The following is a 13,399-nucleotide window of genomic DNA, read 5'->3' on the forward strand; positions in this document are numbered from 1 at the left end:
GGGCGATGGTGCTGCACCTGCTGGCCGAGAAGGGCGCGCTGGATGCGGGCCGGGTCCGGGTGCGGACGCTCACCCTGCCGGACACGTACCAGGACCACGACAAGCCGGAGAAGATGTACGCCGAGGCCGGCCTCGATGCCGACAGCATCGTCAAGGTCGCCACCGCCGCCCTTCCCTCCGGCAAGACCGAGAAGGCGGATCAGGCCGGCAACGTCGTCAACGTCCGCCGCCGGCCGCGCTGACACGGCCCCCGTCATTGCGAACGGAGTGAAGCGATCCGGGGCAGCGGGCCGTGTCCGACCGTAGCGGTTTCCCGGATGGCTCCGCGTCCCTCGCAATGACGCCGGGGCTCAGCCCAGCGCCTCCTCCACCGCCTTGCCGCAGGCGGTGGTGTCGGCGTTGCCGCCGAGGTCGCGGGTGCGCAGCGTCCGCTCGGCCAGCACCCGCTCGATGCCGGTGACGATCTCCTTGGCCGCCTCGGCCTCGCCGAGGTGCTCCAGCATCATCGCCCCGGACCAGATCTGGCCGATCGGGTTGGCGATGCCCTGGCCGGCGATGTCGGGGGCCGAGCCGTGGACCGGCTCGAAGACCGACGGATGCACCCGCTCCGGGTTGATGTTGCCCGAGGGCGCGATGCCGATCGTGCCCGTGCAGGCGGGGCCGAGGTCCGACAGGATGTCGCCGAACAGGTTCGAGGCGACCACCACGTCGAACCGGTCCGGGTTCAGCACGAAATGCGCGGTGAGGATGTCGATGTGGTACTGGTCCCAGGCGATGTCGGGATAGTCCTTGGCCACCGCCCGCACCCGCTCGTCCCAGAACGGCATGGTGATCGAGATGCCGTTGGACTTGGTGGCCGAGGTCAAGTGCCTCTTGGGCCGGGTCTGGGCCAGCTCGAAGGCGAACTTCAGCACCCGGTCGGTGCCGTAGCGCGTCATGATCGTCTCCTGCACGGCGAATTCCCGGTCCGTGCCGGCGAACATCCGCCCGCCCGCGTTCGAGTACTCCCCCTCGGTGTTCTCGCGGACCACCCAGAAGTCGATGTCGCCGGGCTTGCGGTCGGCCAGCGGACACTTCACGCCGGGCATCAGCCGCACCGGGCGCAGGTTGACGTACTGGTCGAACTCCCGCCGGAACAGGATCAGCGAGCCCCACAGGGAGATGTGGTCGGGCACCCGCGCGGGCATGCCGACGGCGCCGAAGAAGATCGCGTCGTGGCCGGAGATCTGGGCCTTCCAGTCCTCCGGCATCATCCGGCCGTGCTTCTCGTAGTAGTCGCAGGAGGCGAAATCGAACCAGTCGAGCTGCAGGGCGAAGCCGTGGCGCTTGGCCGCCTTCTCCAGCACGCGCACGCCTTCGGGGACCACTTCCTGGCCGATCCCGTCGCCGGGGATCACCGCGATGCGGTAGCTGCGCTCTGACATGGATTCCTCCGCTGGTGTCGTTGGCCCCAAGGTGATCCGGTGCGCCGCCGGGTCAAGGTGCCGGGGGCCCAAAGGGCGCCGCGCCCCTCGGTGGGGCCGGGGGCGACGCCCCGGGGGGCTCCGGCGGGCTCCGCCCTGCCCCCGCCAACGGGACGACCCCTGCGGGATCCCGGGGTCTAGCCGGGTTCTCCCACCATCTCCCGGCGCTGGCGGTCGAGCTCCTCGCTGTAGCGCTTGAGGGTGTGGCTCTCGGTGAGGAGGCCGAGCACCGTGCGCGCGGCGTCGAGGACGGCGAGCGCCTCGCTCTCCGTCCGGTCGAAGGCGGCCGCCGCCTCCTTGGCGTTCATGTCCGGCGTCAGGAAGTCGTCGCCGAAGCGGAGCAGGTCGGCGAGCGTCGGCTGCTCCCCGGAGGCGGCGTCCCGGGCCACCGCATGGGCCTCCGGCACCGAGACGATGCCGGCGTAGCGGCCCTCCCCATCCACCGCCACCACCCGCGAGGGCGAGCCCAGCGGGTGCGCGCGCAGGAAGGTGGCGAGCGGCGTGTCGAGGGGCACTGGCCGCACGTCCCGGCGCATCAGCCGGCCTACGGTGAGGGAGCGGATCCAGCCGATGTCGTGGGCGCTGCGGATGCTCTCGCCACGCAGGTGGAAGCGCCAGGTGGCGAAGGAGTAGCCGAAGGTCTTTCGGACTGTCAGCGACGAGGCGATCACCGCCGCCAGCACGAGGCCGGTGATGGGAAGGCTGCCGGTGGCCTCCAGCGCCAGGAACGTCATGGTCAGCGGCCCGCCGATCACCGCCACGGCCAGCGCGCTCATGCCGATCACCGCATAGGCCAGCGGCGTCAGGCCGAACGCCGCCATGGCGGGGATGAGGAGCGGCGCGGCGGCGGCGAACAGCTTGCCCGCGATGGCCCCGAGGAACAGGGAGGCGAAGAACAGCCCGCCGCGGAACCCCGAGCCGATGGAGACGGCGGAGGCGGTGGCCTTGGCCACGAACAGCCCGGCGAGCGCCAGGGCCGTGTCGCCCTGGCCGCCCTCGGCGAAGTGCATGTGCAGGGCGCCGTGCCCCCCCGAGAGCACCTGCGGCGTCCCCGCCAGGGCCAGCGCCCCGACGCAGAGCCCGCCGAGCGCCGGGGCGGCGATGCGCGGCAGGCCCGAGGCCTGCACCACCCGCTCCACCAGGGTGACGCCGCGCATCACCGCGATCCCCAGGGCGGCGCAGAACAGGCCGAGCATCAGGCTCGGCACGATCTCCAGGCTGGTGATGTGGGAGGTCGTCACCGCCTGCATGTTGTCGAAGGCCACCAGGGGCTGGGTGCCGAGGATCGCCTGGGAGACGAGGCTGCCGCACAGCGCCGCCACCACCACCGGCGTCAGGGTGGCGATGGTGTAGGTGCCGATGATCAGCTCGAAGGCGTAGAACGCCCCCGTCAGGGGGGCGCCGAAGGCCGCCGCGATGGCCGCCGCCGCGCCGCAGCCCACCAGGGTCCGCAGGTCGCCCCGCCGCAGCTCGAAGGCGATGCCGAGGCGCGAGGCGACGCCGGAGCAGACCTGCGTGTAGCCCGCCTCCAGCCCCACCGAGGCGCCGCTTCCGTTCGAGACGATGTTCTGCAGGGCGAGGTAGAGGCTGTCGCGCAGGGCCATCCGCCCCCCATGCAGGGCGTTCGCCTCGATCGGGTCGATGGCCGGGCGCTTCCGGGGGCCGCGGACGTAGTTCACGAGCACGATGAGCAGGCCCAGCGCGATGCCGCCGAGGCAGGGGCCGACGAGGAGCAGGATCGGGCTCACCGCGTCCATGGCGCTGAGGCGGCTGCCCGCGGGGAGGCGGTAGAGCACCTCGCGCAGGCCCTGGGTCAGCCCCGTCATCCCCGAGACGGCGATGCCCGACAGGCAGCCGACGACGGTGGCGAGCAGGACGAGGCCGCCCTCGCTGCGCCGGACGAAGGCGCGCAGGCGCCCTGGCGCCTGGACGAAGGGCGCCCGGACGCGATGCCCGCGGCCTGTCTTGGCCGCCGCTCCGGGGGAGGGCTGTCGCACGCTCACCCTGACGGTCTTACGCAGGCGAAGGCCTGGGCGTCCACCGCCGGATGACGCTGGGCCGGGCCATACCGCGCATTCCCTCCCCCGCGGGGGGGGCGCCTCATCCGGTCGAGCCTCGCCGGGGGACTGAAACGCGCGTCGCCCGCGCATCCCTCCCCCCCTGCGGGGGAGGGTGGCCCCCGAAGGGGGTCGGGAGAGGGGAGCGCCGGTGCAGGATAAGGCTGGGGTCCTCATCACGGGCTCCGTTTCCTCCGGACGCCGGGTTCCCCTCTCCCGACCCCTGCTGACGCAGGGGCCACCCTCCCCCGCGGAGGGGGGAGGGGGCGCTTCATTCGGTCGGCTTCGCCCGTCGGAATCACGCGCGCGCCCGCGCATCCCTCCCCGCAGGGGGGGAGGGAACGCCTCACTCGGCGAGCTTCACCAGCGTGTGCAGCACCCGGTTCGCCGGGGTCGGGATGCCCAGGCGCTCGCCCTCCCGGACGACATGGCCGTTGAGGTGGTCGATCTCCGTCCGTCGGGCGCGGGAGAGGTCCTGGGCCGTGGAGGAGCGCTGCTCGGCCATCGTGGTGGCGATGGCCCGGATCTGCGCCAGCATGTCCTCCGGCAGGCGCACGCCGCCGGCCTGTGCGACGGCGCGGCATTCCGCGGTCACGTCCGCCAGCACCGCCGCGACGCCCTCGCTCCGGAACAACGCTCCGTAGGGACGACCGCCGAGCGCTGAGAGGGCGTTCCAGGCGCAGTTCACCGTGAGCTTGGCCCAGAGGGCGTCCCGGACCCTGTCCGAGACCGTGGCGGGGATGCCGGCGGCGGCGAGGAGGGAGGCGACGCCCTCGCTCCCCTCCCCCGCCCCGAGGATGAGGTCGCCGCGGCCGTGGTGGCGGACATGGCCGGCGCCGGCCATCTCGGTGGCGACGTAGACCGCCACCGGCACCACCGGCCGTCCGAGAATCGCCGCCAGCCGCTCGCCGTTGTCGACGCCGTTCTGCAGGCTGAGGATCACGGCCCCGGGCTGGAGGTGCGGACGCATCGCCCGCCCGGCGGCTTCGGTGTCGCCCGACTTCACGCAGACCAGGACGACCTCCGCCCCCGCCACGCCCTCCGCCCCGGTGACGGCCCGCGCCGGAATGGCCTCGCGCCCGGCGGCGGTCTCCAGGACGAGCCCACGTTCCGCCACGGCAGCCACCAGGTGCCCCCGGCCGATCAGGGTGACGGGGTGGCCGGCTCGGGCCAGGACCGCGCCGTAATAACAGCCGACCGCCCCCGCCCCCATGACGGCGACGCGCGTGGACCGGGATCCGCTCATGCCGCCACCTGTGCCGCCTTCACGACACTCGTCCGCACGTGGTCGAGGAGCGCGCTCACCGGATGGCGCAGGCGGATGCCGTCCACCAGCTTCACCTGCGAGCGGCAGGAATAGCCGTCTGCCAGGAGGTCGCCCGCCGAGTCGTGGACGCGCTGCGCCCAGCTCTGCCGGTAGATCGTCTCCGACGTCGCCCGGTGGCGCGCCTCGTGCCCGTAGGTCCCGGCCATGCCGCAGCAGCCGGCCGCGGGCACGTCGAGGCGCAGGCCGAGGTGCCGGAACACCGCCTGCCAGTCCTTCACCGCGCCGGGGGCGTTGGTGCGCTCGGTGCAATGGGGCAGCAGGCGGAAGTGCCCTCCGGGGCTGCGGGGCGCCACCGCATCCAGGCGGGCGGAGAGCCATTCCTGCACCATCTGCACCTGTGGCGCCGCGCCGGCCGGCAGCGCGGCGGCGTATTCGGCGCGGTAGGTCAGGGTCATCGACGGGTCGATGCCGACGAGGGGCACCCCCTCCGCCGCCAGCGCCCGCAGGGCGGCCGCGCCATCGGCGGCGACCCGGCCGAACCGGGCGAGGAAGCCATGGACGTGCAGCGGCTTGCCGTTCGGCCGGTAGGGCGCGAGCCAGGGCCGGAAGCCGAGTGCCACCAGCAGGGCGCAGAGGTCGGCGACCAACTCGGCCTCGAAATGCGTGGTGAAGGCATCCTGCACCACCACGACCGACTTCCCCCGGTCTTCGCCGCTCAGGGCGCGCAGGGCCTCCGGGGTCGCGGTGGCGACGCCGAGTCCGGCCAGGGCCCCGGCGAGGTCGAAGGTGGAGAGGGCGGGAATCGCCACCAGCCCGAGCCGCGCGAGCACCGCCCGGGAGAGCGGGTTCGCCATCGCCGCGTTGCCGAGCCGGGGCCACCGCGCCGCGAGCGGCAGCAGCGGCTCCAGGGCGGCGATCAGGTGGTCCTTCAAAGGGCGCGGGTAGCGCTGGTGGTACAGCGCCAGGAACTTCGCCCGGAAGCTCGGGACATCGACCTTGATCGGGCAGGAGCCCGTGCAGGACTTGCAGGCGAGGCAGCCGTCCATCGCCTCCTTCACCGCGTGGGAGAAGTCCTGGTTCTTCCCGGCCGGGCGCAGGCTGCGCAGCAGGTCGGTGAGCCCGTTCGGGCGCTCGGCCTTCAGCGCGGCGGTGGGGTCGGCTCCGGCGGCGGCGGCCAGCCGCAGCCATTCCCGCATCAGCGAGGCGCGGCCCTTGGGCGAGTGCCGCCGCTCGCGGGTCGCCTTCCAGGACGGGCACATGGCCTCGTCCGCATCGAAGGAGAAGCAGGCGCCGTTGCCGTTGCAGTGGAGCGCCGCGTCGAACTCGGCGCGGACGGGCGCCGGGATGGTCCGGTCGGCCTCGCCCCGGCGGGGCACGCCGTCGATCCGCGTCAGGGGCCGACCCGCGGCGGAGGCGATCTTGCCGGGGTTCATCCGGTCGCCGGGGTCGAAGGCGCGCTTCACCGTCTCCAGCACTGGGACCAGCGGCCCGAAGGTCTCGGGCACGAACTCGGACCGGAAGCCCTTGCCGTGCTCGCCCCAGAGCAGGCCGCCGTAGCGCTTCGTCAACGCCACGACCCCCTCCGTCACCTCGCGGATCAGGGGCGCCTGGGCCTCGTCCTTCAGGTCGATGGCCGGGCGGACATGGAGCACCCCCGCATCGACATGGCCGAACATGCCGTAGCGCAGGCCCTTGCCGTCGAGGAGGGCGCGGAACTCGGCGATGTAGTCGGCCAGCACCTCGGGGGGCACCGCCGTGTCCTCCACGAAGGGGATCGGCCGGGCGTCGCCCTTGGCGGCGCCGAGGAGGCCCACCGCCTTCTTGCGCATGGTCCACAGCCGCTCGATCGCCCCGCCCCGGGCGATGGTGTAGCCGACGCGCTTCCCGTGGCTCTCCCGCTCCGCGTCGAGCTTGTCCGTGAGACGGCACAGGGCCGCCTCGACGGCCCCGGCCTCGTCGCCCACGAACTCCACGAGGTTGATGCCCTCGACCGTCCGCCCGGCCGGATCGTCGGGGAAGAAGGCCCGCACCTCGGCCCAGATCGGGTCCTGGCGGGCGAGGCCGAGCACGGTGGAATCGATGGTCTCGACGGAGGCCGCGCCGAAGGGCATCAGGGTCTGCGCGTCCCGGAGCGCCGCGTCGAAATCGACGTAGGACAGGGCGACCAGCGCCGAGGCCTTCGGGATCGGCAGCACGCTGAGCTGCGCCTCGGCGATGAGGGCGAGCGTCCCCTCCGCGCCGCAGATCAGGCTCTTGAGGTCGAACCGGCCCTCCCCGTCGCGGACATGGGCGAGATCGTAGCCGGTGAGGCAGCGGTTGAGCTTGGGGAAGCGCGATTCGATCAGCGCGGCGTTCTCGCTCACCGCGGCGTCCACCGCCCGGTGGATCTCCCCGATCCGGCCCGGCTGCGCCTTGGCGGCGGCGAGGCCCTCCGCGTCGAGGGGTTCGGCGGTCCAGACCGTGCCGTCGGTGAGCACGCAGGTCAGGGCCAGCACGTGATCGCGGGTCTTGCCGTAGAGGCAGGAGCCCTGGCCGCAGGCATCCGTCGAGATCATCCCGCCGATGGTGGCGCGGTTGGAGGTCGAGAGCTCGGGGGCGAAGAACAGGCCGTGCTTGGCCAGTTCGCGGTTGAGCTGGTCCTTCACCACCCCCGGCTCGACGCGCACCACCCGGTGGGCGACGTCGATCTCGACGATGCGGTTCATGTGCCGGGAGGTATCGACCACGAGGCCGTCGCCCAGGGACTGGCCGTTGGTCCCCGTCGCCCCGCCCCGGGGGCGCAGGACGATCTCGCGGAACCGCGGGTCTTCGAGGAGCCGGGCGATTCGCACGAGGTCGTCGCGACTCTTCGGGAAGGCGACGGCCCCGGGCTGGACCTGATAGATCGAGTTGTCGGTGGCAAAGACCGTCCGGTCGGCCGGCGCGAGCGACACATCGCCCTCGAAGCCGCGGGCCGCCAGTTCGGCGCAGGCGGCGGCGTACAGGGGCACCGCCTCTGCGGTGCGGGTCAGGACCGGGATCATCGGGGCGTTCTACACCCCGCCGGCCCCGAAGGAAGATGCGGGGGCTGGCACCGCCCTTGCCAGAAAGTCGCGAGGGGTCGCGACCGGGGAGACGCATGAACGCAGATGTCCAACGGGTCAGGGACGCCCTGGCCGAGCTGATCAAAGCCGCCCTGCTGTCGGACGACGCGAAGAGCCTCGCCTGCCGGGAAGCCGGCGCCGCCAGGGTCGCCGCCCTGGCCGGCGACCCGCCGGAGGCCGCCCATGTCCGGATCGACGGCGCCTGGACGCTGGCGATCAAGGAGGCCGAGACGCCCGAGCTCGCCCCCGAACAGGGACAGGTGAACCTGACCCTGCCGCGGCAATGCCCGTTCACCCTGGAGGAGTTGCTGGCGCCGGGCTTCGACGCCGACGCGGCGGTGGAGCGCATCCGCAAGTCGGCCTCGACGGGGTAGTCACACCCTCCGAACCCGCCGTCGTTGCGAACGCAGTGAAGCAATCCAGGGCAGCGGGACATGTCGGATTGTGGCGGATCCCTGGATTGCTTCGCCGATGCTCGCAAGGACGGCGCGGGCCGGGAGACCCTGGCGACTTGACCGGAGCCAACCTGCGGCATCTGTTGACGAACACGGATGAGTCGTTGCCGTGCGCCGTCTGCGCTACCACCTTCGGGGGGAAGCGCGGGCCGCACGGGATGTCCCGCCTCCCTCAAGACACGGCACGGATCGTTTGGCACCCCGCACCCGCGCGAAGGCGGACACCGCCCTCCCCCCGACGCTCCCCACGCGCGAGCAGATCCTCGCCTTCATCGCCGATGCGAAGGAACGCGTCGGCAAACGGGAGATCGCCAAGGCGTTCGGCGTGAAGGGCGGTGCGGCGAAGATCGAGCTGAAGGCGATGCTCAAGGAGATCGAGGGCGAAGGCGCCCTGGAGCGCGGGCGCGGCGGCCTCGCGGCGGCCGGGCGGCTGCCGCCCGTGGTGCTGGCCGACATCCGCTCCCGCGACCGGCACGGCGACTTCCTGGCGGTCCCGGCCGAATGGACCGGCGAGGGCAAGCCGCCCTCGATCGTGCTGATGCCGGTGCGGGCCGGGCGCGGCGCGAAGCGGCCCGCCCCCGGCATCGGCGACCGGGCCCTGATCCGGGTCGAGCGGGACGCGGAGGGCGGCTATTCCGGCCGCGTCGTCAAGGTCATCGGCAAGAACAAGGCGGAGCTCATCGGCGTGTTCCGGGCCGGCGCCCAGGGCGGCCGGATCGTCCCCGTCGAGAAGAGGGGCCAGGGCAAGGAGATCCTGATCCCGCCCGGCGAGGAAGGCGAGGCCCGCGACGGCGACCTCGTGAGTGTCTCCCTGGAGCGCGAGACCCGCTTCGGCCTGCCCCGGGGGCGGGTGAAGGAGCGGCTGGGCTCCCTCGGCTCCGAGAAGGCGGTGAGCCTGATCGCCCTCCACCTGCACGGCATCCCGCACGTCTTCGCCGAGGCGACGCTCGCCGAAGCCGAGGCGGTGAAGCCCGCGACGCTGCGCGGCCGGGAAGACTGGCGCGACCGCCCCCTGCTGACCATCGACCCGCCCGACGCCAAGGACCACGACGACGCGGTGATGGCCGAGCCGGACGGGGACCCGGCCAATCCCGGCGGCTTCGTCCTCACCGTCGCCATCGCGGACGTGGCCGCCTACGTCCGCCCCGGCACCGCCCTCGACCGGGAGGCGCTGGAGCGGGGCAACTCGGTCTACTTCCCTGACCGGGTGGTGCCGATGCTGCCCGAGCGGATCTCCAACGACCTCTGCTCCCTGCGCGAGGGCGAGGACCGCCCCGCGCTCGCCGTCCGCATGGTGATCGCCGCCGACGGGGAGAAGCGCAAGCACAGCTTCCACCGGGTGATGATGCGCTCGGCCGCCAAGCTCTCCTACGCCCAGGCCCAGGCGGCCATCGACGGCCATACCGACGGGAAGACCGGCCCCCTCCTCGACACGGCCCTGCGCCCCCTCTGGACCGCCTACGCGGCGCTCAGGACCGCCCGCGACCGGCGCGGGCCCCTCGCCCTCGACCTCCCCGAGCGGAAGGTGGTGCTGACGCCGGAGGGGGCGGTCGACCGGGTGATCGTGCCCGAGCGCCTCGACGCCCACCGGCTGATCGAGGAGTTCATGATCCAGGCGAACGTCGCCGCCGCCGAGACCCTGGAGGCGGCCAAGCAGCCGCTGATCTACCGGGTGCACGACGAGCCGGCCCTGGAGAAGATGCGGGTGCTCGGGGAGGTGCTGGCCTCGGTGGGCATCAAGCTTCCGAAGGAGGGCGCGCTCCGGCCGGACCTGTTCAACCGCGTCCTGCGCACCGTCGCCGACACCGAGCACGCGATCTTCATCAACGAGGTCGTCCTGCGCTCCCAGGCCCAGGCGGTCTACGCCTCCGAGAACCTCGGCCATTTCGGCCTGAACCTGCGCCGCTACGCGCACTTCACCTCGCCGATCCGGCGCTACGCCGACCTCGTGGTCCACCGGGCGCTGATCGCCGCCTGCAAGCTCGGATCGGGCGGCCTCGCCGCCGCCGTCACCGCCGGGGATCTGGCCGCCATCGGCGAGGGCATCTCGGCCACCGAGCGCCGGGCGATGGCCGCCGAGCGCGACACGATCGACCGGCTGATCGCCGGGCACCTCGCCGACCGGATCGGCGCGACCTTCGCCGGCCAGATCTCCGGCGTGACCCGGTCGGGCCTGTTCATCAAGCTTGCGGAGACAGGGGCCGACGGGTTCGTGCCGATCTCGCAGCTCGGCGCCGACTATTTCCGCCACGAGGAGGGCCGCCACGCCCTCGTGGGCGAGCGCACCGGCGAGACGTTCCGGCTCGGCGACCGGGTCGAGGTGAAGCTCGTCGAGGCCGCCCCGGTGGCCGGGGCGCTGCGCTTCGAGCTGCTCAGCGAGGGCCGGAAGGGCAGAGGCACGGGGGGCGGCGCCAGGGCGGGCGCGGGGCAGCCGTTCAAGGCGGCCCCATCCGGCCGGCCCGCCGGCATCCGCAACTCGGGTACGCGCCACCGCGGCTCACGCCGCTGAGGGCAGGCATGGTAAGAACCGGCCCCGTCCGTCGTCGCGAAGGCGGGCGAAGCCATGACGGCGGAGGACGTCGCGATGACGCCGCCGCCGGCCCGTGATGGTGGTGGGAGGGGATGACAGGATGCCCACGACGCAGACGCCTGCCCCGACCCGCACCGGCCTGATCCGCGCCATGGCCCGCGGCTTCATCGGCCGCTGCCCCCATTGCGGAGAGGGCAAGCTGTTCGGCCGCTTCCTGAAGGTGCGGCCGGAGTGCGAGGCCTGCGGGCTCGCCCTGCACCACCACCGCGCCGACGACCTGCCGCCCTACGTGGTGATCTTCATCGTCGCCCACATCGTCGGCTACCTGATCCTGGAGACCGAGACCGCCTACGAGGTGCCGCTCTGGGTGGAGATGGGCGTCTGGCCGGCCTTCACCCTGCTGCTCGCCCTCGGGCTGCTGCAACCGGTGAAGGGCGCCGTCGTGGGCCTGCAATACGCCCTTGGCATGCACGGCTTCGCCGCGCTACCGCGGGGCCGCCCCGCCCCGGGGCCGGAGGAGACACGCCTTGCCCCAGCCGGACCCGGCGGCCCCGCAGGCCGCACCTGAGACGGCACGTCCGGCCGCGAGCCTGCGCCCGCGCGACGCCGCGACCATGATCGTGCTCGACCAGCGGGGCCGTGGCGAGCCGAAGGTGCTGATGGGCCGGCGCAACGCCCGCCTCGCCTTCATGCCGGGCAAGTTCGTCTTCCCCGGCGGCCGGATCGAGCTCGGCGACCGGGCCATGTCGGTGGCCGGCGCCCTGCCCGACTACGCCGAGGCGGCCCTGGCCCGGCGGATCAGCCGGCCGCCGCACCATCTCGGCCGCGCCCTGGCGCTCGCGGCGATCCGTGAGACCTACGAGGAGACCGGCCTGCTGCTGGGCACCGCCGAGTACGGCCCGCCGGAGGCTGTGCCCGACGGCTGGGAGGCGTTCCGCCACCACGGCGTGCTGCCGGACCTCGAAGCCCTGCACCTCGTGGCCCGGGCGATCACGCCGCCCAAGCGCGTGCGCCGGTTCGACACCCGCTTCTTCGCCGTGGACCGCACCTGCGTCGCGGCGGAGGAGCCGGGCCGGGTGAGCGAGGACACCGAGCTCACCGAACTCGCCTGGGTACGCCTCGACGCGGCGCGCAAGCTCGACCTGCCCTATATCACCCGTGCCATCCTCGACGAACTCGAGGCGCAGATCGCCGTCGACTTCGCACCGCACCGGCAGATCCCCTTCCATTTCGAGCGCTACGGCCGGCGCGAGCGGGAGTCTTTGTGACATCGACCCACGAGGCGGCTCCCCTCACCGAATGGACCGCCGCATGAACCCCTCCGAAAGCCTCTTCGGAGCCGTGAGGCGGGGCACCGACCGGGAGCGTTTCGCCGCCATCTCGGCGGCCATCGCCTGCGTCGCCGTGGTCGGCGTCGGCCTCAGCCTGTCGATCCCGCTCCTCTCCATCGAGATGGAGCGGCGGGGGGCGTCGAGCACGCTCATCGGCCTCAACACGGCGATGGCCGGGATCAGCAGCATCTGCATCGTGCCGTTCGTCCCGCGGATCGCGGCGCGGATCGGCGTCGTCCCGCTGCTGACCCTGTCGGTCGTCATCTCGGCGGCGAGCCTCGTGGCCTTTCCGCTCCTGCCGGGCATCGCCGCGTGGTTCCCCCTGCGCTTCGTCTTCTCGGCGGGGCTCGGGGCGCTGTTCGTCCTATCGGAATACTGGATCAACGCCGCCGCCCCCCCGGAGCGGCGGGGCCTCGTGCTCGGCATCTACACCACCGTGCTGGCGCTCGGCTTCGCCGTCGGCCCGGTGCTGATCACCCTCGTGGGGACGACCGGGCTGTGGCCCTACCTGACCGGGGCGGGCCTCGTCTTCGCCGGCCTCCTGCCGGTGTTCCTCGCCCGCGGCCTCTCGCCGACCGTCGAGGGCGGGGCCGGGCGGGGCGTGTTCGGCTATCTCCGCCTCGCCCCCGCGGCCCTGTTCGCCGCCCTGGCCTACGGCGCGGTCGAGACCGGCATCTTCGCGATCCTGCCGCTCTACGGGCTGCGCATCGGCTACGACGCGCAGGGGGCGGCGGGCCTCGTGAGCCTGATCGCCCTCGGCAACGTCCTGTTCCAGATCCCGTTCGGCTGGCTCGCCGACCGCGTCGACAGGGGCCTCGTGCTGTGCGGCACCAGCTTCGCCTGCGCCCTCGGCTCGGCCCTGATCCCGGCGGCCTCCACCTCAGCGACGGCCCTCGGCATCCTGCTGTTCCTCTGGGGCGGCCTCGCGGGGACCCTCTACACCGTGGGCCTCGCCGCACTCGGGGCGCGGGTATCCCCCGCGGATCTCGCCGGTGCCAACGCCACCTTCGTGGTGCTCTACAACGTCGGGCTGATCCTGGGGCCCCCGGTGATCGGGGGCGGCCTCGACGTGATGCCCCCGGACGGCTTCGCCTACGCCCTGCTCGGCCTGTTCCTGGCCTACGCGATCCCCCTCGCGGGCACCCTCCGGCACGCCCGAAACCGACCTTCCCCTTGACCTGAACGCCCCGATCGGGCATGCCACCGGCCGAAT

9 protein-coding genes and 1 pseudogene are annotated in these 13,399 nt (G+C 73.1%); 6 read left to right on the forward strand and 4 right to left on the reverse strand.

Annotation, left to right across the window (positions count from 1 at the left end; genetic code table 11):
• A pseudogene (locus tag MKK53_RS01415) lies at window positions 1-242 on the forward strand (1-deoxy-D-xylulose-5-phosphate synthase); the annotation flags it as partial.
• Window positions 243-350: 108 nt separating this feature from the next.
• On the opposite strand, the gene MKK53_RS01420 reads toward MKK53_RS01415, so the two are convergent.
• The 4 genes from MKK53_RS01420 to MKK53_RS01435 form a co-directional block, all read right to left on the reverse strand.
• Window positions 351-1,424 carry a tartrate dehydrogenase gene (locus MKK53_RS01420; RefSeq protein WP_243926157.1) on the reverse strand — a complete coding sequence of 358 codons (1,074 nt, stop codon included), beginning with the start codon at window positions 1,422-1,424 and terminating at the stop codon, window positions 351-353.
• Between the two features lie 176 nt (window positions 1,425-1,600).
• On the reverse strand, window positions 1,601-3,466 hold the full coding sequence (locus MKK53_RS01425) for a chloride channel protein (RefSeq protein ID WP_409564253.1): 1,866 nt from the start codon (window positions 3,464-3,466) through the stop codon (window positions 1,601-1,603).
• A gap of 400 nt (window positions 3,467-3,866) precedes the next feature.
• Window positions 3,867-4,766, reverse strand: a complete 900-nt coding sequence (locus MKK53_RS01430; RefSeq protein ID WP_243926159.1) for a ketopantoate reductase family protein — start codon at window positions 4,764-4,766, stop codon at window positions 3,867-3,869.
• Window positions 4,763-7,810, reverse strand: a complete 3,048-nt coding sequence (locus MKK53_RS01435; RefSeq protein WP_243926161.1) for an FAD-binding and (Fe-S)-binding domain-containing protein — start codon at window positions 7,808-7,810, stop codon at window positions 4,763-4,765. The genes MKK53_RS01430 and MKK53_RS01435 overlap by 4 nt, the downstream gene beginning before the upstream one ends.
• A gap of 95 nt (window positions 7,811-7,905) precedes the next feature.
• Between MKK53_RS01435 and MKK53_RS01440 the strand changes: the two genes are divergently transcribed.
• The 5 genes from MKK53_RS01440 (at window position 7,906) to MKK53_RS01460 (ending at window position 13,363) form a co-directional block, all read left to right on the forward strand.
• Window positions 7,906-8,244: a DUF29 domain-containing protein gene (locus MKK53_RS01440; RefSeq protein WP_243926163.1), complete on the forward strand. Its 339-nt coding sequence runs from the start codon at window positions 7,906-7,908 to the stop codon at window positions 8,242-8,244.
• A 274-nt stretch (window positions 8,245-8,518) separates the two neighbouring features.
• Complete coding sequence (gene rnr / locus MKK53_RS01445) at window positions 8,519-10,834, forward strand: ribonuclease R (protein ID WP_243926165.1); 2,316 nt, start codon at window positions 8,519-8,521, stop codon at window positions 10,832-10,834.
• Window positions 10,835-10,955: 121 nt separating this feature from the next.
• Window positions 10,956-11,423, forward strand: coding sequence for a DUF983 domain-containing protein (locus tag MKK53_RS01450; protein ID WP_243926167.1), 468 nt, complete (start codon window positions 10,956-10,958; stop codon window positions 11,421-11,423).
• The gene (locus MKK53_RS01455; RefSeq protein WP_409564254.1) at window positions 11,383-12,123 is read left to right on the forward strand and encodes an NUDIX hydrolase; all 741 of its coding nucleotides are present in this window, start codon (window positions 11,383-11,385) and stop codon (window positions 12,121-12,123) included. The genes MKK53_RS01450 and MKK53_RS01455 overlap by 41 nt, the downstream gene beginning before the upstream one ends.
• Window positions 12,124-12,166: 43 nt before the next feature.
• Entirely contained in the window at window positions 12,167-13,363 is a 1,197-nt protein-coding gene (locus MKK53_RS01460) for an MFS transporter (RefSeq protein ID WP_243926169.1), read from the forward strand.
• Window positions 13,364-13,399: the final 36 nt, after the last annotated feature.

This window comes from Methylobacterium sp. J-076 (assembly GCF_022829405.1).
Classification (GTDB): Bacteria; Pseudomonadota; Alphaproteobacteria; order Rhizobiales; family Beijerinckiaceae; genus Methylobacterium.